Here is a 21,016-nt window from a genome sequence, read left to right on the forward strand (position 1 = left end):
TTTCCTCCTTATTTTTTCATTCTAGGGTCAAGTGCGTCTCTTAAACCATCACCAAAAATATTAAAGCCAAGTACGAGAGTTGATATCGCAATTCCAGGGAATAAGGCTATATGTGGGGCACTAAATAAATAATCCCGTCCACTACTTAACATTGCACCCCATTCTGGCGAGGGAGGTTGTGCACCTAATCCAAGATAAGATAAACCTGCTGCTGATAAAATAGCTGTAGCTAAACGAAGAGTAGCTTGGACGATTACAGGTGATAGAATATTCGGAAAAATATGTTTCATAATAATTGTTACATCCGTTGCACCTAATGCACGAATGGCATCTATATATTCAAGCTTTCTAACTGATAGCGTTGAACCACGTACGATTCGAGCAAACATCGGAATTGAAAATACACCAACTGCTACCATTACATTGATTAAACTTGGTCCAAGTGCACTAATAATAGCTAATGCAAGTAAGATTCCAGGGAAAGCAAGAAGTACATCAACGATTCGCATAATAATCGTATCCATCCATTTTCCGTAATATCCAGCCAATAAACCTAGGAAAATTCCAATGGCTGCCCCAAAAAATACTGACACAAAACCAACTGTTAGTGAAAGTCTACTACCATATATTAATCTACTTAATATATCTCTTCCTTTATCATCAGTACCCATCCAATGATCTAATGACGGGGGCTGGAGCTTATTTACTAAATCAATTTTAAAAGGATCCTGTGGTGAAATAATTGGTGCAAAAATAGCGACTAAAATATAAAACAGTACAATATATCCACCAATCAGTGCCAATTTATTTCTCTTAAACTTCTTATAAAATGCTTTCCAGCGTTTTAGTTTTTGAGATTCTTTTTTTACAATAGTCATTTCGGATTGATTCATAGCGATCTCTGGCTTCATTGTAGTTCCTCCTTTTCTTTCATTAAATTTATTCAAAATAGGTATTGAAGTAAATATGATGATGGAAAGCAGTAAAGATATTAAAAAAACGAGTAAAGATTCTGAAAATATAAAATTTTGTTTTTTTTTATAATTTGATTAAGCCTGATGTACTCATTACAAAAACTTGGAGAAACAAAGGCAAGGATGAAATGGAGGAATCAAAATGAGAAAGAAAACGGTTGGATTATTATTTGCATCACTATTAACAGTCTCGTCTGTTTTATCAGCTTGTACATCAGATAAAACAAGCAGTAATGCATCGGGAACAAAAGCAAAAGCAGGAGGAACACTAGTTGTTGCACGACTATCCGATGCGACGACATTAGATCCGCATTTCATTACAGATATCCCATCTGCAAATGTTGTGTATGAAAAGGTATATGAAACATTAGTCGTTCCAGACAAAAATATGGAACCACAGCCATTACTTGCAGAAGAATGGAAGCAGCTTGATAACGTTACTTGGGAGTTTAAACTTCGTGAAGGTGTGACATTTCATGATGGTGCACCATTTAATGCAGAAGCAGTCAAAACAAATTTTGAAAGACTACTAGACCCAAAGACAGCTTCACCTCAAGCGGGTAAATTAGAAATGATTAAAGAAATTAAAGTAATCGATGAAACAACAGTTCAATTTGTATTGAAATATCCATATGCTCCACTTTTATCAATTCTTGAAAGTAATGAGGGTAGTATTATTAGTCCGAAATCAATTAAAGAGAACAGCGATAAAATTGGACAAAACCCAGTTGGAACAGGCCCATTTGTCTTCGATTCTTGGAAATCAGGCGAAGAAATTACGATTTCTAAAAATAAGGATTATTGGGGAAATAAACCAAAAATTGATGGAGTCGTTTTTAAAGTTGTACCTGAAGATGCAACGAGGATTGCAATGATTGAAACAGGTGAAGCTCATGTAACAGATCAAGTTCCAGTAACGGAAATTGAAAGAATTGAAGCATCAGACACAATGGACTTGTACAGAACAGATGGACTTGCAGTTGAATACTTAAGCTTCAATACGAAGAAAAAACCATTTGATGATATTCGAGTTCGAAAAGCAGTAGCACATGCAATTGAGGTCGATGCAATTATTAAAGGTGTTTATAACGATATTGGTACAAAGGCTAATTCTACAATGAGTCCAAAGGTATTCGGGTATGATCCAACAATTAAAGGATACGAATACGATATTAATGAAGCAAAAAAATTATTAGAAGAAGCTGGAGTAAAAGACGGCTTAGAATTTACATTAACAACAAGTGATCGTAAAGAAAGAATTAATATGGCAGAGGTTATTCAGTCACAATTAAAAGGAATTGGAATCAATGTGAAAATTCAAGTTCTAGAATATGGAGCTTATATTGATGCAACAGCAAAAGGTGAGCACCAAGTTTCAATCGGTGGTTGGGGAAATGCAACTGGAGATGGAGACTATAACCAATTTAATCTTTTTAATAGTAAATCGCAAGGTGCAGCGGGTAACAGTGCATTCTATAGTAATCCAGAAGTAGATCAATTAATTGAATCAGCTCGTAAAGAATCTGATAGTGAAAAACGGAAAGTACTTTATTCTCAAGCACAAAAAATTGAAAGGGAAGAAGTACCATACGTACCAATTCGTAACTATGAGCATTTAGCTGTTTATGGAAAATCTGTTAACGGTTTATGGTTAAACCCTGCAAACTATTTAATGCTTGATGATATTACAGTGAAATAATTGCAAAATAAACATGTAAAGACAGCATAAGTTAAATATGCTGTCTTTACAGTTTAGGAGGATAAAAGTAAATAATTTTGGGGCATACCCGTTTTTATGTTGGAGAAATAAGAGATGTAGAAAAAGGAGATAAAGATGAAAACAAAGCTAAAAGGTCGATACGTAATTGCTTTTAATGGTGAGGATCACGTTATGTTGGAAAATGCAGAAGTCGTCTATGAAAATGATACGATCATTTATGTCGGAAAGTCTTATGATGATGAGGTTTCAGAAGTGATCGATATTGGAAACTCTATTATTAGTCCAGGATTCATTGATTTAAATGCGCTAGGTGATATTGACCATGATATTCTGCATTTAGAAGCTAGTAGCACAAAACAAAAGAATCTACTGTGGTCTAAAGAATATATCAAAAAAGGACATAGTGAATGTATGACTGCAGAGGAGGAAGAATTTAAATCTCTTTATGCATATTCCCAACTCATTCTTCATGGAATCACAACCGCAATGCCAATCACTTCAGTTTTTTATAAAAAATGGGCCGAAACATATGAAGAATTAACTGCTGCTGCAAAACATGCTGCTAATTTAGGTTTAAGAATTTATCTTGGTCCAAGTTATCAATGTGGGATTCGAGCTGTTGAACCTGATGGAACAATTAATATGTATTGGGATGAAAAGGAAGGTGAAGCTGGTTTAGAAAGAGCTGTACAATTCATTGAAGAATTTGATGGTAGCTATGATGGATTAGTTCGAGGTATGCTAGCACCTGAAAGAATCGAGTCCCAAACCGCAAATGTACTAATGAAGACAAAAGAATATAGTGAAACATTAAATGTTCCAATCAAGCTGCATGCAGCACAAGGTAGTTTTGAATTTAACACAATCCTAAAAGAACATGGTGTCACACCAATTAGGTATTTATATAATTTAGGATTCCTTGGCAAAAAAACCGGTATCCCTCATGCTCATTTTGTGTCAGGGTATAGCGAAGCAAATTGTGACATTGATAACGATATTTCACTACTTAAAGAAACAAACACTACAGTTATTCATTGCCCATTGATTATCGGAAGACATGGGTCTCTGCTAGAGTCATTTGCAAAATATAAAAGAGAAGGAATCAATATTGCAATTGGTACAGATACTTTTCCTCCCGATATTTTTCAAAATGTAAGAACAGGAAGCATGCTCTCACGCTTGTTTGAAAAAGAGGTCGAAGGGTCAACATATGCTGACTTCTTTCGTTCAGTGACGCTTGATGCCGCAGCTTTTCTCGGTAGAGATGATCTAGGACGAATTGCGAAGGGAGCAAAAGCAGATATAATTGCCATTGACTTGAATGGATTTCATATGGGGGTAATTGATGATCCGATTCGGACTATGTTTGTTAGTGCATCAGGTAGAGATGTTAAATTATCAATTATAAATGGCAAAATCGTCATGAAAAACCAACAGATTCCAAATATAGATATAGAAGAAGTAAAAGCAAAAGGTCAAATATATTTCGAAAAGATGAGAAAAGGATATTTGGATAGAGATTATCAGCAACTGCCAGAGACGGAGTTATTTAAACCATCTTTTCAATATGTAGAATCGATTGAATAAATAAACTCAACTAACCTTGAATTTCAAACAAAATTTTAAAAACTGAGGAAATGAAATAGGTAAAGAAACTGAAAAAGATAGTAAAGATTTTCGAAAATAATATTCTGAATATTTTATATAATTAGATAAATGTTGAGGTTGCAAAATAAAAGCAGGGGGTCGAAGTCCATGAAATTCAAATGTGAGATTGGAAAGATTTTTCTTGTACTGATTACAGCTATTATTTTAACTGGATGTTCATCTAATGAAAATGTAGGCACAAAAGCAAATGACCCGAACCAAAGTTCAAATGAAGGAGGTACATTAGTCATTGCTCGCCTTTCAGATGCTGAAAACTTGGACCAGCAGTTTATGTCCACAATTAATGCTGCGAGTGTTACACATCATAAAGTTTATGAAGGACTTGTACAACGAGATAAAAATAATGAAATTCAGCCGATGCTAGCAGATGAATGGCAACAACTGAATGATACAACTTGGGAATTTAAACTAAAACATGATGTGAAGTTCCATGATGGAACACCTTTTAATGCTTCTGCAGTGAAAAAGACATTTGATAGATTACTAGATCCAAATGTAGCCTCACCAAGAGCCGTCGTTTTGAAAATGGTAAAAGAAATAAAAGTTATAGATGAGTATACAGTTCAATTTATTTTAAAAGAACCGTTCTCACCATTACTTTCAATTCTAGCAAATCATGAAGGTGGAATTATTAGTCCAAAGACAATTGAAAAATACGGCAAAAACATTATTCAAGAACCGAATGGAACTGGACCTTTTAAGTTTGACTCATGGTCACCAGGACAAGAAATTAGATTAGTTAAAAACACTGCCTACTGGGGAGATGAGCCAAAAGTAAACAAAGTAGTCTTCAAAGTTGTACCAGAAGATTCTACAAGGATATCAATGATCGAAACAGGTGAAGCACATATTGCTGAACCACTTCCAGTTGCTGTTATGGATCAAGTAGAGTCTTCTCAAGCAATGGATATTTATCGAAGTGAAGGCTATGGAACAGAATATATTGGGTTTAACGTGACCAAAAAGCCATTTAATGATGTTCGAGTTCGTAAAGCAATTGCTCATGCAGTTGAAATGGATTCAATTATAAAAGGAGTATTTAATGATGTTGGTGTAAAAGCAAACTCGTTAATGGGGTCAAAAGTATTTGGATATGACGAAAAGCTAAAAGCTTACGAGTATAACTTAAAAGAGGCAAAGAAATTAATGGCTGAAGCAGGGTATGCAAAAGGCTTTGATGCAACAATTTTAACAATGGATAGTAAAGAAAGAGTGAACTTAGCAGAGGTTTTACAATCGCAATTAATTGGGATTGGGATTCATCTAAAGGTACAGGTTATGGAATATGGCTCGTTTGTTGAACGAGTAAATAGTGGACAATCGGAAATGTTCATCATTAGTTGGAGAAATGCAACAGGCGATGCGGATTATAACCAATATAATCTGTTTCACACTGACTCACAAGGTGGAGCAGGAAACACGTTTTTTTATAGTAACCAACAGGTTGATGATTTAATTAATGCTGCACGTAAAGAAAAAGATGAAGATAAACGAAAAGAATTTTATGCAGAGGCTCAGGAAATAGAAATGAATGACACACCTTATATTCCTGTAAGAGTAATTGAAAATGTCGCTGCAGTGGCAAAAGACGTAAAAGGGTTTTCAATCAGTCCTTCTGGCTATTTAGAAATCAATGATGTAGCAATTAAATAATAGGCCGACTGCCTTCAAATGCGCATTATTTCTTTCTTCTTGCCGTTATTGCCGTCATAAGTAGTAACCTCAACATGCTTGGCTCATAGAAAGGTGTTTACCAACAGTCTGAAATCTATTTTTGTTGAAGCCGATGCACTAAAAAGTTCATCTATTTATAGGTGAACTTTTTCTACGCTAGTACTTGTGCATAAATAGTAAAAATAACATAAAAATGTGTAAATATACTGAAATGATTTCATTTTTACTAGATTTATAATGGAATAGATACAAATATAAATTGGAATGGAAGGGTGATTAGATTGTCAAAATCATATTGGTTAACAAATGTACGTCTGGAAAATGGGTTTACTTACAATGAAAATGAAACGATTAACGGAACTGCAACTCAACATTACAATGTAAAGGTAGAAAATGGGAAAATAGCTTCGATAATTTTAAAGAACGAACCGATTTCAGATGGAATTCCTCAGCATGATGTGAACGGTCTACTAATGATCCCTTCATTTAAAGAAATGCATATTCACATTGATAAAACCTATTATGGCGGGCCTTGGAAGGCATGTATGCCTGCTTATAATGGCGTAAGAACACGTATAGAAGAAGAACAAATTTTATTACCTCAGTTATTACCAACTGCCAAAGAAAGAGCAGAAAAGATGCTGGATTTATTATTAAGTTACGGTTCTACGCATGTTCGAACGCACTGTAATATAGATCCTGTCATCGGTTTGAAAAATCTTGAAGCTACAATTGAAGCCTTAGAAGGATATAAAGATAAATTATCTTATGAAATCGTTGCGTTTCCACAACATGGACTATTACGTAGTAACTCTGTTGGTCTGATTAAAGAAGCGATGAGAAATGGTGCGGGTCTTGTTGGAGGAGTTGACCCGGCAACGATTGATGAAAATATTGAACGCTCACTTGAAACAATTATGGATATCGCTGTGGAGTCTAATGCTGGTATTGATGTGCACTTACATGACCCAGATCATCTTGGATTATTTACAATGCAACGTCTTGCTGCATTAACGGAAGAGGCTGGCTGGCAAGGTCGAGTAACTGTTAGTCATGCTAGTGGGTTAGCAGACCTTTCAGTTGTTGAAGCAACTGGCATTGCTGAAAGATTTGCAGAATTAGGTATCTCAATTACGTCAACTGTTCCTATCTTTAGAACAATTCCGATCCCATTATTACATGAAAAAGGTGTGAAGGTTGAATTGGGTAATGATAGTCTAACTGATCATTGGTCTCCATTTGGTATCGGTGATAATTTAGAAAAAGTTGGTCGTTTAGCTGAAAGATTCCGAATGATAGAAGAAAAATCGTTAGCAAGTAGCTTGCAATTTATAACAGGTGGAAAAACACCATTAAACAACGAAGGAGAAAAAGTTTGGCCACAAATTGGAGACGAAGCAAATATTGTCCTAGTTGAAGCAAGTTGTTCAGCTGAAGCAGTAGCAAGACGAGCAAAACGTGCAGCTGTTATTTTTAAAGGTAAAATCGTAAGTGGTTCAATTTCTACGTTAGAAACAACGAATATCTAAACTTCATTTAAAGAGAGTGATGAAATGGAACAATCATATTGGCTGTTAAACGTTACACTTGATGATGGATTTATATTTGAAGACGGAAATATAATTGGCACAAAAACAGGATTATATAATCTTTATATTCATAACGGTGTAATTGAAACGATTCAATTGGCAGAAAAACCAATAGAATCAACTAAAACACCAGTTCATGATGCTGGAAGCTTATTAGCACTACCAGCTTTTAAAGAAATGCATAATCATCTCGATAAAACATATTTAGGACTGCCATGGAAATCTTGCATTCCAGCGGCAAATTTAATAGAGCGTCTAAACTTAGAGGCAAAAGAGTTAGCTGAGCTTGCTAGTTCCGGACAACATAGAGCAGAGCAAATGCTAAAACTTTTATTAAAAGGTGGCGCTAATCACGTTAGAACACATGTCAATATTGACCCTTATATCGGTTTGAAAAATTTAGAAGAAATTCAAAAAGCACTTGAAACATTTGAGGGGAAAATGACAAATGAAATCGTCGCTTTTCCACAACATGGTTTGTTGCGAACAAATTCAAGCTCTTTAATGAGACAAGCGATGAATGAGGGGGCAACGATTGTAGGAGGACTAGATCCGGGTGGTGTTGACCTAAATATCGAAGCTTCTCTGTATGAAATGATGGATATTGCTGTTGAATTTGATGCTGATATCGATATCCATATCCACGACCCAGGTCATCTTGGTTTCTATACGATCCAAAAATTAATGTCCTTTATCGAAGACGCCAATTGGCATAATAGAGTTTCTTTAAGTCATGCCTTCGCATTAGGAGATGTGCCCGTTGAAAAATCACGTGAGATGGCTACTATTCTAGCAAAATTAGGCGTCTCGGTTATGTCAACAGTGCCAATTAATCGTATCATGCCACCAGTTGACTTACTCCATAAATATGGAGTCCATGTTGCACTTGGCTGTGATGGGTTTTATGATTCATGGTCACCATATGGTACGGGCGATATGTTAGAAAAAGTTGGCCGTTTAGCTGAAAAATATAAATGGATCGATGAATATTCCTTATCCCAATCACTTCAATTTATAACCGGTGGAGTGAAGACACTGGACAAAGATGGTAAGCGCTTATGGCCAAAAATTGGTGATGAAGCAAGTATGGTACTTGTTGAGGCATCCTGTTCAGCAGAAGCTGTTGCAAGAAGGGCTAATCGCAACGCAGTGATTTCACATGGTAACCTCGCTTATGGAGAACTAGTTTTAGAACCGGCATTGAAGTAAAATTGACTGCTTATGAAGTGAAGGGATGATGTTCATGAAAGCAATTTATTGGTTAAAGAATGTACGATTAGAATGTGGCTTTGAAAGACAAAATGGTAGGGTAATAGGGACACAAACTGAATTAGCTCATTTGTTAATAGAGAATGGAACTATCGTGAAGATTGTGAAAGGTGAATTCATCGGAACTGACTTACACGAGGAGGATGCAGGAGGATTATTATTATTACCTTCATTTATAGAAAAGCATGTCCATTTAGACAAAACATTAATGAGCGATGTTTGGAGAGCTTGCACACCTACTTCTAGTGTAATTGAACGATTTGAACATGAAAAAAATGTACTTCCTACAATTGGAACGAGCACAAATAAACGTGCTGAAGCTTTACTGGAAATCCTATTAGCATCAGGTTCGGCACATGTACGAACTCATGTTGATATTTACCCGGAAATAGGCTTGGAAAATTTGGAACAGGTTCAAATGGCATTAGAGAACTATTCTGATAAACTTAGTTCAGAGATTGTCGCATTTGCACAACATGGATTATTACGATCAAAATCTACTAAGCTAGTAAGAGAAGCTTTAAGAAATGGAGCAGGAATTGTTGGAGCAGTTGATCCTGCTGTAGTTGACCAAAATATCGAAGCTTCTTTAGTTGAATTATTTGAATTAGCTACGGAAGGAAATGCTGATATCGACTTACACTTACATGATCCAGGTCATCTAGGTACTTTTACAATGAAAAGACTAGCAGCTTTAACAAAACAAGCAGGCTGGGAAGGAAGAGTTGCCATAAGCCATGCATTTGGTTTAGGAGATGTTGCTAGAGAAGAAGCAATCGAACTAGCAGATATATTAGCAGATGCAGGAATCTCTATTGTCACTAGTGTTCCAATTAATCGAAATATGCCACCAGTTGATTTATTAAATGAAAGAGGCGTTTCTGTATCAGTTGGAAATGATAATATCTTTGATGTTTGGTCTCCGTTAGGAACAGGAGATATTCTAGAGAGAGCTGGTCGTCTTGCTGAACGCTTTAAATGGATTGATGAAGTCTCTTTATCGCAATCTCTTAAATATATTACAGATGGAATTACGCCTTTAGATGTTAATGGCAATCAAGTTTGGCCAAAAGTAGGCGATGCTGCTAATCTAGTATTAACCCCAGCAAGCTGCTCAGCTGAAGCAATTGCAAGACGCACAAAGCGTAAAGCTGTCATGTATAAAGGGAACATCGTACATGGTTCTCTAGGTAAGCAAAATCAATCCATTCAAGTATAATTGGTTTGTTCGAAAAAAGGATTTCTAGATTCTTCTGGATTTCCTTTTTCGTTTTGTTTAATAGATGATCAGAAAGCGGGATTATACTATGGTAAAATCTTATTTGTTATTGCTAATTTGTGTAGTCTGTTGGGGGAGCAATTTTGTTTTTGGAGCTATTTTAGTTAAGTCATTCTCACCGATGTATCTTGCAGTATTCAGATTATTTTTTATCGTACTGTTTATGATAATCTATGCTGTAATGGTGAATAAATGGAAAAAGATTGATAAAAAGGACTGGCTCATGATGTTTCTGTTAGGAGTAATAGGTACTTGTATCAATCAATGGTCATTTTATGCAGCGCTAGAAACTGCACATCCAACAACTTCCGCATTAATACTTGCACTTGCACCGATTACGACATCACTCTTCGCATCAATCTTTCTAAAAGAAAGTTTAACAAAGCAATTTTGTATCGGATCAATTATTGCTCTCATAGGTGTCTTTTTAGTCATCACAAATGGAAAAGAACTCAATTTTTCAATTGGACTGATTTGGATTTTTATCACGATGCTCACTTTTGCAATCTCAATCATCATGATTAAGAAATTGACAGAGAAATATCATTCTATTACAATTTCACTTTATTCGAATATAATTGGATTCGGTAGTTTCATTCCTTTTCTGGCAGCAGAAAAAACTTCAAAGATTAGTATAGAGATTTTGCCTTGGGCTTTATTAATTGTCACTGCCATTTTAATGCATGGGATTTGTACTTTCATCTGGAATCATCAAATTCAAATTGTCGGTGCTTCAAAGGCTGCCATGTTTTTGAATCTTGAGCCATTTATCGCTATGCTAGTAGGACTGATAGTCTTAAGAAATAGTGTTTCAATTTCTCAATTATCTGGGGGGCTACTCATTATTATTGGTGTCATCCTTTCAACTTCTATAAAAATAAAAAAAGAAGTTGGAGAACAATTGTATTCACAAAAATCTTAGAAATGAAATAAGGAGGGGGTCAAGATGAAAAGCTTAAAAGGCTCTGTAACGCTTTTTTCTTCTTTTCAATGGTTATTTTTTATTTTTGCAAACACAGTAGTAGTTCCAATTTCAATCGGAGCTGCATTTCATCTTCCTTCAAGTGTTACTGAAATGACGATGAGAAGCTCGCTAATCATAACTGGAATTGCATCTTTTATTCAAGGATGGAAGGGACATAAATATCCGATTATGGAGGGGCATTCTGGTTTATTATGGGGCGTTATGTTGAATTTAGGTTTAACTGCACCTGCGATTGGATTAAGCTACACCCAAATTGGCGGGGGTATTGCAACTGGCTTTATAGCCGCAGGAATCGTAACGTTATTACTAGCTGCAATGAATCTAGTATCTTACGTGCAGAGAATTTTTCCGCCTATGGTGATGACAGTCTATTTATTCCTACTATCCTTTCAACTGATCTTTGTCTTTTTTAAAGGGATGCTTGGGATAACGGAAGACGGGAAAATGAATCTACCAGTTAGCTTACTATCTTTAGGAATTGTATTATTTGTTAGCATTTTGAAAATAAAAGGATCAAAACATATTAGCAATTTCTCAATCTTAATCGGGATGATTGTTGGATGGATTTTTTATTCAATATTATTTTCTGATTCTACGCCAAAAATGGATTCAGCTAATGCCACTTTTTCACTATTTCCATTAGGTAAACCAAACCTTGAATTTGGCATTATAGCAATTGCATTCTTTGCAGGCTTAATGAATTTAAGTAATACCTTTGCTTCATTACAAGCGGCATCTGAGGTAACTGGAATCGAAGCGAAGCCGAAGCAATATCGTTACTCGCTTATTTTAACAGGTTTGTTTTCAATGGCTGCTCCGATATTTGGACTTGTACCATATACACCTTTTACATCATCAATTGGATTCCTACAAAGTACGCAGCTCTACGAGCGAAAGCCGTTTTTAATTGGAGGTTTACTTCTTACGTTTGTTGGATTAATTCCGCCAATTATTACATTTCTAGCAACAATGCCAATTACGGTTGGTAATGCTGTATTATTTGTAGCGTATATTCAACTATTTGGCACAGCTTTTAATAGTACAAAAGGTCAAATATTTACATCCAATTCTATTTTTAGAATTGCAGCTCCTGTATTAGTAGGTGTTAGTCTAATGAATATCTCACCTACAATATTCGGTGATATACCAATATATTTACTGCCGTTTTTAACAAATGGGCTTATTATGGGATTGATCATTTCTATTGTGTTAGAGAAATTTGTAAAATGGGATGAATTATCATAATGAACCTGGATGGATCTAAATGAAGAAAAAGACTGATTTCATTTTTTTTGAATCAGTCTTTTTTGTTATCAACTAACAATTACAAAATCACAAGTGGTCTTTCAAATTTCGTACAAAATGTTGTGACGAATTTAGCATATTCCTTAACATTTAAACAAATTATTATTCTGCTGTTATATATTATTAGTAAGTTGATGAATAAATGGAGGTAGTTTAGTCTTTACCAAACAACTGATTTAGTTTCAACTGAACATGGTTCGAATCAATATGCATACAGGTATCAAGATATTGGGGCAAAATTTAACATGCAAACTAAAAAATATGATACAGTTTACACAAGTATATGAAGCTGGTGGTTTGGTTCAAAACCGTATTATGCATTGGTATATATTCCACCCCTAATACATCTCACTTCTTTTATTTGTTTGCGATTTTTCCTATAATCATATTAAACTTTAAAGTTAAGAAATATAAAATGGGTTTATTTTTTATCATTTTCGGTATATTTATTACACTGGTAGGTTATTTTAGTAAAATTGATTAAATGCTTTCTATATTAATAGGATCTGCTTTAAAAGATTGTGTTGATCTGGTTAAGTTAATAAAACATTTAACGATCTAACAAATATCCCTAAGCGTGGCACGCTTCTTCCTCGTTCTTGGTGGGGATATAATTAACTCATATTCTAAGGTCATCTCTGCTTTTCTCTATACAAAAAGGCAAGCTTCATAAGCTTGCCTTTTACATATGCAATACGCCATTAACTATTCACTAATTGTATAAAATCATGCAGTTTATCTAATGAAGTAATATTTTGATTACACTTCCTGCTATCTTGGCAAATGTAATTTCCTCTTTTTGTAAAAGTACCTTGTTCCGAACCTTTTGTTTTTGTCATGAACATTCCGATATCTTCAAATTTGTGGCAAAATGTACAAATTCCTTTTTTGTTTACTACATTAAATGTTCCTTGCAAGCCTATTAATTTTTGATTGTAGTAGGTAACTATATATTTTTTATTTGAGCCAATATCATCCCAGCCTATATAAGTAATTTCTGTTAAATCTAGATTTTCTAATATTGGTGTCTTTAATTTTTTAGCTTTCGGGAATAATTTTTTTATCGTTTGTTCGGTAATCTTCTTAAAAGGAAATACATACGGCTTGATTTGTGCTAGTATTTTTTCAGATTCAGACTTATCTTCAATTGTGATGATTGGTGAAAGTAGCTGAATATGTTCTTCGTTCATGTCTGGAAACATATTAAATACTTTTTCTTGTGTAAGAGATTTTAATGCACGTAACACGATTCGGTCATTAACAGTTGAATGTGCATTCACAAGCACCTGTATTTGTGTTCTGATGAAGTTATATTGATCACTTCTTATAAAGGGTTCCATTTTTTTCACTCCTAATCAAGGTATACCCATATACAATCATTAATTTTAATTTACACAAGATACACCATAATTAATATGTAGAAAATGATTAGCAATCGAACTTGCCATAAAAAAAGCACTGATTTGCATCAATGCTTTTACATTTTATTTCTTATAAATAATTTTTTTGATGGTTTCAATAGATAGGAAATATTCATCAGCCAATTGATCAATTGAGATCCCAGCTTGATAAGCTTTTTTAATTTTAATATTTCTTTCGTCAATGAATTTTCTAGTGCCTGAACGAGAACCCCATTTATTATGTGACATTTCAGGCTTTGGAATATAAATTGTTTCTCCCTGAACATACTTTTGAATTTCCGAAATCAATTTTTCAGGTAAAATAGCCGTTGCTTTTATATATGTCATGACTGTTACGCCCCTTATTTATTTTTTGTTTAAAATAAGGTGCAAAGCCAATATTTAAAAAAGCATACTTGGGCGATTAAATGTAGTACTCACCCCATGCAAAGTATCGCCTTTCCAATATTAGGCTTTGCATGAGACGTTGCAGAATCTGACAAACGCACATTACTTGTCATTTTCTATCACCTCCCTAAGGTAAATTGTTAATTGCATTCTTTTACATTATAAATGATGATTTAGCTAATTGTCGAAGAACGAGTTAGTTAATGAAAACTCCAGGATGCACCCTTACCGTGGGGTATAAGCTGAGAAAGGGAGGCATGCTAATAAAACCACGACGTCCTGTCGTAACGCATGCATGACCCAAATCCTCTGGGCCTCCTGCTACTTCTCAGGCTTCCCGCATCTCCCACAGGAGTCTCTCCCCTTAATTGTAATCAACTTCTGACTAAAATTTCAAATATCTAAAAAGTCATTCCTTAAGAAAAAAACTAAATTTCAAAAGCTCTTTATCTAGAGTTGAAGAGTTCAAAGGTTGTAGCCACTGATCCTCAATCATGACAGAATGACATTTTGGACTGTTAAGATAGCTGTATATAATATGTGCTTCATCTATTTCATCACGACTTACATCATTAGATTCTTTCAATTCACAATTGAGAAAGTATTCTCGAGTTTTTAATTTAATTGTTTCTAAAAATTGGTCAATTGATAAGTTTTTCATTTGGAATATTTTAGTAAAAAGTACTTGAGTACGTTTTACTAAAAACAACTTTATAGAAGTATCATCTAAGCGCTCAATCATAATGATATTATGATTTTCTTCGGTAAATTCAATCACTTTTTCTTTCTTTAGTAGTAAGGAAACAGTGTCAATCCAGTCACGATATTTAGTAGCAGCTTCAAAATTATATTCTTCAGAAGCTTGATGCATCATTTGTTGCATTTCTTCTATTAAGCTCATATCTGTCCGATTCAAAAAGCCAATCAGTCTATCAATAATTGCGTTATATTCATCAACTGCCTTACCGCCTAAACAAACGCCGTTGCATGTACCTAATGAATAATTAAGACATGCACTATTTTTAATCGTTGAAAATGCACAATTAATTTTAAAACAATCTTTAATACCATTAATCGCTCGTTCAACTAAACCTCTACTTGTAAAAGGTCCGAAGATGAAAGGATTGTCAATGTCTGTTGGTTGATTGCAAACTTCAATTTTTCGGACTTTTTTATGTCGATCTATTACTAAGTATGCAAATGACTGAGGACTTTTCATCATCCGATTATAGTGTGGTTTGATTTCTTTTATTAAGTGACATTCCAGCATAAAAGCATCAAATTCTGTATCTGTTTGAATCGTGTCAAAATCCTTTAAATGTGCTACAAGCTTTTTTATTTTTGGGGAATGATTTTTTGTATTTTGGAAGTATGTTTGTACTCGTTTTTTCAAGCTTTTCGCTTTTCCAACATATAAAATATGACCTTGTGAATCTTTCATTAAATATACGCCAGGAGTAAGAGGTAGGTTTTTTACTTTTTCTTGTAGATTGATATTGATTCATTCCTTTTCTAAATATATATTTACCATTTTATCACGAGAATGAAGAGCATAGTGTATTCACTATGTTCTGTTCCATAAAAATTTAATCTGACAAGAAAGAGATAAAGCATAAAAGAAGGAGGAGGCGCGTAAAAATTGACTACAGAGGATATCTGTAAAATAGAAGGAGAAGTGATCAAATGAAAACGATATATACAACATCTTCCTTCTTCACATGGATTGTTGCTTTCATATTGAATGCTGTCATCATTTGGGGATGTTATAAATTCGCTAATGTAGTTGACTGGCGTTATCTAGACATGGCTTTCTTTTTTTACCTTGTCATTTTACTATTTTACTTTATTTGTCTTAAAAAAGATGAAGGCTTTCCAGCACTTTTCAGACAGCATATTCTTCGCAAAAAATTCTTATTGCTTCATGTGTCAGCATTTGAAGTGACACTGGTCCTATTTAGCGTTTTTCATATCGTAAAAGCACTCATATTATATAGAGATGCAATTGTAACGCTTTTTTAAAGGGAACAACAGAGATATTCTGTTGTTTTTTTTGTCCCGAAAATCATTTTAAATATTGTATAATTTGTTTAGGTGATGAACATGTTTTTAAAGAAAATTACACTATTACACGAGGAAGTTCCTTCATTTTCAACCTATCCTTTCTCGATTCCTTCTATTCGAAAGCTAGATGAACTGAATTTAGAAAGTAATATTACATTTTTTGTTGGTGAAAATGGTTCCGGTAAATCAACTCTACTAGAAGCGATAGCTGATAAGTGTGGATTTCATACGGCTGGTGGGGGACGTAATAATAGCTATGAAGTTTTTGCGTCTGGATCAGCGCTCAGTAATTATATAAGACTCTCTTGGTTGCCAAAAATAACAAATGGCTTCTTTTTAAGAGCGGAGTCTTTTTATCATTTTGCAACTTATCTTGATGAAATGGAAGACCCTTTAGCATATACAAGCTACGGGGGAAAATCATTACATGAACAATCTCATGGTGAATCATTTTTGTCATTATTTTTAAATCGATTTAATGGAGATGCAATCTATCTACTAGATGAGCCTGAGGCAGCACTTTCTCCGGCTAGACAATTAACATTTTTAAAAATCCTCCATGATTTAGCTAAAGAAGGAAATTCCCAATTCATTATCGCAACGCATTCACCAATCTTACTTGGCTGTCCAAATGCGAATATATTAAGCTTCGATAATGGTGAAATATCCGAAATAGCATATGAAGACACAGACCATTATCAAATCACAAAGTACTTCTTACAGCACCGAGAAAAGTTTTTAGCTGATTTATTAAGGGAAGATGAAGAATAGTCATTAAATAAAAAGATAGTAAAAAGCACAGTATGTATTAGAGAATTGGAGAGACCCAAATAAGTGAGACAAGGAAAAAACACCCCCTGAATCGTATTAGTTAACTAATCGATTTTGGAGGTGTTTTTTTATGGGGAAGAAAGTTAATTATCCAGAAGAAATAAAATGGGAAGCTGTTCGAATGAGACAAGAAGGAGCGAGTCACAGTCAGATTCAAAAGAAGCTAGGGATTAAAAACAAGGCACAGATTCAAACTTGGATGCGTTGGTTAAATAATGGGGAAACCTATCGGTTTGCTCAACCAGTGGGAAAACAATATAGCTATGGGAAAGGTGTCGCTGAAGAACTTACTGAAATTGAACAATTAAAACTAAAAAACAAACAATTAAGTGTAGAAATAGAAATTTTAAAAAAGTACAGAGAAATCGAAAGGAGATGGTTCCAGAAGCAGTTGTAGAGTTAGTTGAGTGTCTAAAAGAGAAATACCCCATTAAATTAATCTGTGAATGTTTAAATGTACCAAGATCTAGTTATTACCGATGGTTAAAGAAAGGAATTAAAAAAAGAAGTGATTTAGAGATCAAGATTAAAGATATATGTAGAAAACATAAATTTTATATTGGACATCGTACTGTGAAAGCTTGGCTATTAAGAGATTTTAATATCCAAGTTAATCGGAAGACAGTTCAAAAAATTATGCAGAAGTATAATTGGCAATGTAGAGTTAAGCCCAAGAGGAAAGTGAAAATCTCTGGAGAAAGTAAGTGGATTGTGCCAAATCGTTTAAACCAAGATTTTAAAGCGTCTAAGCCGAATACAAAATGGGTTACTGATATAACCTACATTCCGTTCGGTCAAACTATGATGTATTTGTCGTGCATTTTGGATCTGTACAATAACGAAGTTATAGCCTATCAAATAGGTTTAAATCAAGAAGTATCATTAGTAGCTGAAACATTAAAAGAAGCAATTAAGGGGCGAAATGCACAAGGGGTTATTCTTCATAGCGATCAAGGTTCACAGTATACCTCTTACGCATATCAGACCTTAGCAAAAGAAAACGGCATTATCACAAGCATGTCTCGGAAAGGCAACTGCTTTGATAACGCCGTAATTGAATCCTTCCACTCTACCTTAAAGTCGGAAGCATTCTACTCTCATCCACGAGAGCATCTTACAAATCCTATTGTAGTAGAAAAAATAAAAAATTTCATCTATCATTACAATAAAATACGACTTCAGGCAAAATTAAATTACCTGTCCCCTATTGAGTATAGGGAACAGGCAGCATAGGTGTTTTTTCTGTGTCTCAAATCAGTGGGTCAGTTCAAATACTGTGCTTTTTTTTCTTTTTACATCGTTCAAAATTCCTTATTACTACGTAAAACTGTAATAAAGCCATTTAGGATATCATGACTGACTGTAAATCCTTTTCGTTTATAAAATTCTAGGGCTTCTTCATTACCATTAGAAACGTAAATGAAATAGTCATCTATATCATCAAATTGTTTTAACCAGTTCATTGACATTTTAAATAGGACAGAGCCTACTCCATATTTTCTGTATTCTTCTTTTATATAAAACTGGGATAAGCATCCTACAAATTGATTCTCAACAGATGATAGGTCAAAAAAAGTGGCAAAGCTGTTTGAATAAACTTCTTTCGGTGAGATATTTGCATAAACATAACCTACTATTTTATCAGCATCTTTTACGATCACAATATAATTATGTATGGCATTTTTCACTGAAGGAACTAATCTCGTATCGAAATTCATACTATCAAATAATTCTGGTGTAATATATGCTTTTGATTTCTGGAATGTCATTAGTTCATTACATAAATCTCTACAATACTCTATTTTATTTTCTGGTATCACTTCATAAACTAAATTCAAAATTCCCACTCCCATAGGCTATTTTTTCTGACGTTCAATCTCTATTTTCCGAAAGCTATTGTTACGAATCATTTTATTACATAGAGAAAAAGAATCGCAACTATTTCAAATGAGCCGTTTCCTGATACTCTCTCTATTTTTGAGTGCGTTAGTTGATTACAACTCCAGGATGCTCCCTTTCCGTGGGGCGTGAGTTGAGCCTCCTCGGCGCGCCTCCGGGGTCTCAACCTTCCCGCATATCCCACAGGTGACTCGCACTTTCCGTTGTAATCAACTTCTGTCTGAATAGTTAAATACTCAAAAAGTAACAATCTAATAGAAAAAAAGGGTTCTAACCTCAATTGAACCATCAAAAGTGAAAAAGAAGATTGTGAATTAATCTTCAGGAAAAATGAAAATAACAGAAGTGCATCTTTAGTGGTGTTCTTCTTTTTATGTTCACTTCACAAATTATGAAGAAAATACCATGCATATTTAAGCCTTAAAATGCACAAACTTAGTTGCTAGGAGTGAAATTGTTTAAGGTCATTTTTTTGAGAGGTAACTAAATGGATTTACAAAATGGTAGTTTCAAAAATAAATATAAAATACGCTCATCGACAATTAATATCGATGGGAAAATCGAAGAAAATGAGGAATTAATCCGTAAAATCTTTTCAACCTCTGATATCAGAAAAAAAAGTTTAATCATCAATAAAAAACCAGCCTTTCTTTTTTATTTGACGGGTTTAGTAGATGAACAAAAGATTGATTCATTTGTAAATAATATCTCAGCTGGTTCAGATGAACTTGAACTGTTTATGAGTAATCATGCCGTTAGATCCAATAAAATTATAGACATTGAGAAATCGATTTTAGCAGGGAAAAGTATCTTATTTTTAGAAAATGAGCCTTCAGCCTTTATTTATTCAACAGAAAATTTAATGCAAAGACCTTTTTCACCACCAACTATTGATAACTCGCTGAAGGGTACAAAAATATCTTTTGTTGAAACATACCAAACTAATATTGCACTACTAAGACAATATATTACTACGAGTAGTTTTCGAACATATCAAACAGAAATTGGTACCGAAAATAAACGTACTGTTTCCATTTCATATATAGATGGAGTAGTTGATCAGGAATTATTATCTTCAATTCAGAAAAAAGTCTCTGAAATAAAGGAGGATTCTATTTTAAATGTGAATCAATTGGCTCAGCTGATGGAAAGAAATGCATTCTCTCCTTTTCCGCAATTATTAACAACTGAACGTCCCGATGAGGCTGCCTCGGCTTTACTAAAAGGAAGAGTCATTTTGATTTTAGATCGGTCAGCGGAAGTCATTGTCCTACCTTCGAATTTTTTATCTTTTTTTCAAAGTATTGATGACTATTCTTCAAGAACACTAGTTGGTTCATTTAATCGGATTCTTAGAGTTGTCGCTTTATTTATCACGCTTTTTTTACCAGGTTTATATATTGCAATCATCTCTTTTAACTATGAAATTGTTCCTTTGAAGTTACTTATTTCAATCGGAGAATCACGGACAAGAGTGCCATTTGATCCTTTGGTGGAAGCAATCATTATGGAAATTACACTGGAAATGTTAAGAGAAGCCGGTATTCGATTACCGGCTCCGATTAGTACGACTGTTGGAGTAGTAGGAGGAATAGTAATTGGTCAAGCTGCTGTTCAAGCAGCGATTGTTAGTAATATCATGGTCATCGTTGTTGCACTGACAGCAATATCTTCTTTTATTATTCCAAACTTTGAAATGGCGTCTAGTTTAAGGATTATTAGATTTCCAATCATGGTAATGGCATCTTTATTCGGGCTAATTGGTCTTATTGTTAGTTCGATGGTCCTCATTGTCCATGGCTTGACATTAACTAATTTTAAAACATCATACACAGTACCATTTTCACCACTAAAGATTTCACAATTAAATGATACCTTATTTAGAATACCGCTAAGATTTCTATGGAATAAAAAAAACAAACAGAACGAGTAAATAAGTTTGTTGGAAGGGTTA

17 protein-coding genes are annotated in these 21,016 nt (G+C 34.3%); 12 read left to right on the top strand and 5 right to left on the bottom strand.

All coding sequences use genetic code 11. The features are described 5' to 3' along the window. Nucleotides 1-8: 8 nt before the first annotated feature. Nucleotides 9-878 carry a nickel transporter permease gene (gene nikC / locus ACX6U0_RS09250; protein ID WP_464959963.1) on the bottom strand — a complete coding sequence of 290 codons (870 nt, stop codon included), beginning with the start codon at nucleotides 876-878 and terminating at the stop codon, nucleotides 9-11. Between the two features lie 238 nt (nucleotides 879-1,116). Here nikC and ACX6U0_RS09255 point away from each other — a divergent pair, with 238 nt between their 5' ends. From ACX6U0_RS09255 to ACX6U0_RS09290, 8 genes are all read left to right on the top strand, one after another. After that, the gene (locus ACX6U0_RS09255) at nucleotides 1,117-2,673 is read left to right on the top strand and encodes a glutathione ABC transporter substrate-binding protein (protein WP_464959667.1); all 1,557 of its coding nucleotides are present in this window, start codon (nucleotides 1,117-1,119) and stop codon (nucleotides 2,671-2,673) included. A 135-nt stretch (nucleotides 2,674-2,808) separates the two neighbouring features. Next, a complete protein-coding gene (locus ACX6U0_RS09260; protein WP_464959668.1) occupies nucleotides 2,809-4,281 on the top strand; it encodes an amidohydrolase family protein in 1,473 nt (490 codons plus the stop codon). A gap of 168 nt (nucleotides 4,282-4,449) precedes the next feature. Then, nucleotides 4,450-6,015 carry a glutathione ABC transporter substrate-binding protein gene (locus tag ACX6U0_RS09265; RefSeq protein WP_464959669.1) on the top strand — a complete coding sequence of 522 codons (1,566 nt, stop codon included), beginning with the start codon at nucleotides 4,450-4,452 and terminating at the stop codon, nucleotides 6,013-6,015. A gap of 296 nt (nucleotides 6,016-6,311) precedes the next feature. Next, a complete protein-coding gene (locus ACX6U0_RS09270; RefSeq protein WP_464959964.1) occupies nucleotides 6,312-7,565 on the top strand; it encodes an amidohydrolase family protein in 1,254 nt (417 codons plus the stop codon). 24 nt (nucleotides 7,566-7,589) lie between these two features. Continuing rightward, nucleotides 7,590-8,834 carry an amidohydrolase gene (locus ACX6U0_RS09275; protein WP_464959670.1) on the top strand — a complete coding sequence of 415 codons (1,245 nt, stop codon included), beginning with the start codon at nucleotides 7,590-7,592 and terminating at the stop codon, nucleotides 8,832-8,834. A 34-nt stretch (nucleotides 8,835-8,868) separates the two neighbouring features. Further along, complete coding sequence (locus tag ACX6U0_RS09280; protein WP_464959671.1) at nucleotides 8,869-10,113, top strand: amidohydrolase; 1,245 nt, start codon at nucleotides 8,869-8,871, stop codon at nucleotides 10,111-10,113. A gap of 88 nt (nucleotides 10,114-10,201) precedes the next feature. After that, nucleotides 10,202-11,095 (top strand): DMT family transporter, encoded by an 894-nt coding sequence (locus tag ACX6U0_RS09285; protein WP_464959672.1) that lies wholly within the window; start codon nucleotides 10,202-10,204, stop codon nucleotides 11,093-11,095. A 24-nt stretch (nucleotides 11,096-11,119) separates the two neighbouring features. Next, nucleotides 11,120-12,403: a uracil/xanthine transporter gene (locus ACX6U0_RS09290; RefSeq protein WP_464959673.1), complete on the top strand. Its 1,284-nt coding sequence runs from the start codon at nucleotides 11,120-11,122 to the stop codon at nucleotides 12,401-12,403. A gap of 761 nt (nucleotides 12,404-13,164) precedes the next feature. Here ACX6U0_RS09290 and ACX6U0_RS09295 read toward each other — a convergent pair. From ACX6U0_RS09295 to ACX6U0_RS09305, 3 genes are all read right to left on the bottom strand, one after another. Beyond that, nucleotides 13,165-13,803 carry a FusB/FusC family EF-G-binding protein gene (locus tag ACX6U0_RS09295; RefSeq protein ID WP_464959674.1) on the bottom strand — a complete coding sequence of 213 codons (639 nt, stop codon included), beginning with the start codon at nucleotides 13,801-13,803 and terminating at the stop codon, nucleotides 13,165-13,167. A 144-nt stretch (nucleotides 13,804-13,947) separates the two neighbouring features. Continuing rightward, nucleotides 13,948-14,211, bottom strand: a complete 264-nt coding sequence (locus ACX6U0_RS09300) for a CD3324 family protein (protein ID WP_464959675.1) — start codon at nucleotides 14,209-14,211, stop codon at nucleotides 13,948-13,950. Between the two features lie 469 nt (nucleotides 14,212-14,680). Next, a complete protein-coding gene (locus ACX6U0_RS09305) occupies nucleotides 14,681-15,712 on the bottom strand; it encodes a UvrB/UvrC motif-containing protein (RefSeq protein WP_464959676.1) in 1,032 nt (343 codons plus the stop codon). 242 nt (nucleotides 15,713-15,954) lie between these two features. Here ACX6U0_RS09305 and ACX6U0_RS09310 point away from each other — a divergent pair, with 242 nt between their 5' ends. The 3 genes from ACX6U0_RS09310 (at nucleotide 15,955) to ACX6U0_RS09320 (ending at nucleotide 18,396) form a co-directional block, all read left to right on the top strand. After that, nucleotides 15,955-16,290, top strand: a complete 336-nt coding sequence (locus tag ACX6U0_RS09310; protein ID WP_464959677.1) for a hypothetical protein — start codon at nucleotides 15,955-15,957, stop codon at nucleotides 16,288-16,290. A gap of 81 nt (nucleotides 16,291-16,371) precedes the next feature. Beyond that, a complete protein-coding gene (locus tag ACX6U0_RS09315) occupies nucleotides 16,372-17,103 on the top strand; it encodes an AAA family ATPase (protein WP_464959678.1) in 732 nt (243 codons plus the stop codon). A gap of 130 nt (nucleotides 17,104-17,233) precedes the next feature. Next, nucleotides 17,234-18,396, top strand: a protein-coding gene (locus ACX6U0_RS09320) for an IS3 family transposase (protein WP_464959679.1) whose coding sequence is annotated in 2 segments (ribosomal slippage) — nucleotides 17,234-17,513 and nucleotides 17,513-18,396 — 1,164 coding nt in all. Because the reading frame shifts where the segments join, the coding sequence is not laid out codon by codon here. A gap of 68 nt (nucleotides 18,397-18,464) precedes the next feature. Here ACX6U0_RS09320 and ACX6U0_RS09325 read toward each other — a convergent pair. Then, complete coding sequence (locus ACX6U0_RS09325) at nucleotides 18,465-19,010, bottom strand: GNAT family N-acetyltransferase (protein ID WP_464959965.1); 546 nt, start codon at nucleotides 19,008-19,010, stop codon at nucleotides 18,465-18,467. Between the two features lie 539 nt (nucleotides 19,011-19,549). Between ACX6U0_RS09325 and ACX6U0_RS09330 the strand changes: the two genes are divergently transcribed. Next, on the top strand, nucleotides 19,550-20,995 hold the full coding sequence (locus ACX6U0_RS09330; RefSeq protein WP_464959680.1) for a spore germination protein: 1,446 nt from the start codon (nucleotides 19,550-19,552) through the stop codon (nucleotides 20,993-20,995). Nucleotides 20,996-21,016: the final 21 nt, after the last annotated feature.

The organism is Gottfriedia sp. ABJ_BB2_2, assembly GCF_055484705.1.

What these genes read in the sequence shown, in the direction of transcription:
- nikC (WP_464959963.1), bottom strand. Translation starts at nt 878, where the DNA reads ATGACTATTGTAAAAAAAGAATCTCAAAAACTAAAACGCTGGAAAGCA.
- ACX6U0_RS09255 (WP_464959667.1), top strand. Translation starts at nt 1,117, where the DNA reads ATGAGAAAGAAAACGGTTGGATTATTATTTGCATCACTATTAACAGTC.
- ACX6U0_RS09260 (WP_464959668.1), top strand. Translation starts at nt 2,809, where the DNA reads ATGAAAACAAAGCTAAAAGGTCGATACGTAATTGCTTTTAATGGTGAG.
- ACX6U0_RS09265 (WP_464959669.1), top strand. Translation starts at nt 4,450, where the DNA reads ATGAAATTCAAATGTGAGATTGGAAAGATTTTTCTTGTACTGATTACA.
- ACX6U0_RS09275 (WP_464959670.1), top strand. Translation starts at nt 7,590, where the DNA reads ATGGAACAATCATATTGGCTGTTAAACGTTACACTTGATGATGGATTT.
- ACX6U0_RS09280 (WP_464959671.1), top strand. Translation starts at nt 8,869, where the DNA reads ATGAAAGCAATTTATTGGTTAAAGAATGTACGATTAGAATGTGGCTTT.
- ACX6U0_RS09285 (WP_464959672.1), top strand. Translation starts at nt 10,202, where the DNA reads ATGGTAAAATCTTATTTGTTATTGCTAATTTGTGTAGTCTGTTGGGGG.
- ACX6U0_RS09290 (WP_464959673.1), top strand. Translation starts at nt 11,120, where the DNA reads ATGAAAAGCTTAAAAGGCTCTGTAACGCTTTTTTCTTCTTTTCAATGG.
- ACX6U0_RS09295 (WP_464959674.1), bottom strand. Translation starts at nt 13,803, where the DNA reads ATGGAACCCTTTATAAGAAGTGATCAATATAACTTCATCAGAACACAA.
- ACX6U0_RS09300 (WP_464959675.1), bottom strand. Translation starts at nt 14,211, where the DNA reads ATGACATATATAAAAGCAACGGCTATTTTACCTGAAAAATTGATTTCG.
- ACX6U0_RS09305 (WP_464959676.1), bottom strand. Translation starts at nt 15,712, where the DNA reads ATGAAAGATTCACAAGGTCATATTTTATATGTTGGAAAAGCGAAAAGC.
- ACX6U0_RS09310 (WP_464959677.1), top strand. Translation starts at nt 15,955, where the DNA reads ATGAAAACGATATATACAACATCTTCCTTCTTCACATGGATTGTTGCT.
- ACX6U0_RS09315 (WP_464959678.1), top strand. Translation starts at nt 16,372, where the DNA reads ATGTTTTTAAAGAAAATTACACTATTACACGAGGAAGTTCCTTCATTT.
- ACX6U0_RS09330 (WP_464959680.1), top strand. Translation starts at nt 19,550, where the DNA reads ATGGATTTACAAAATGGTAGTTTCAAAAATAAATATAAAATACGCTCA.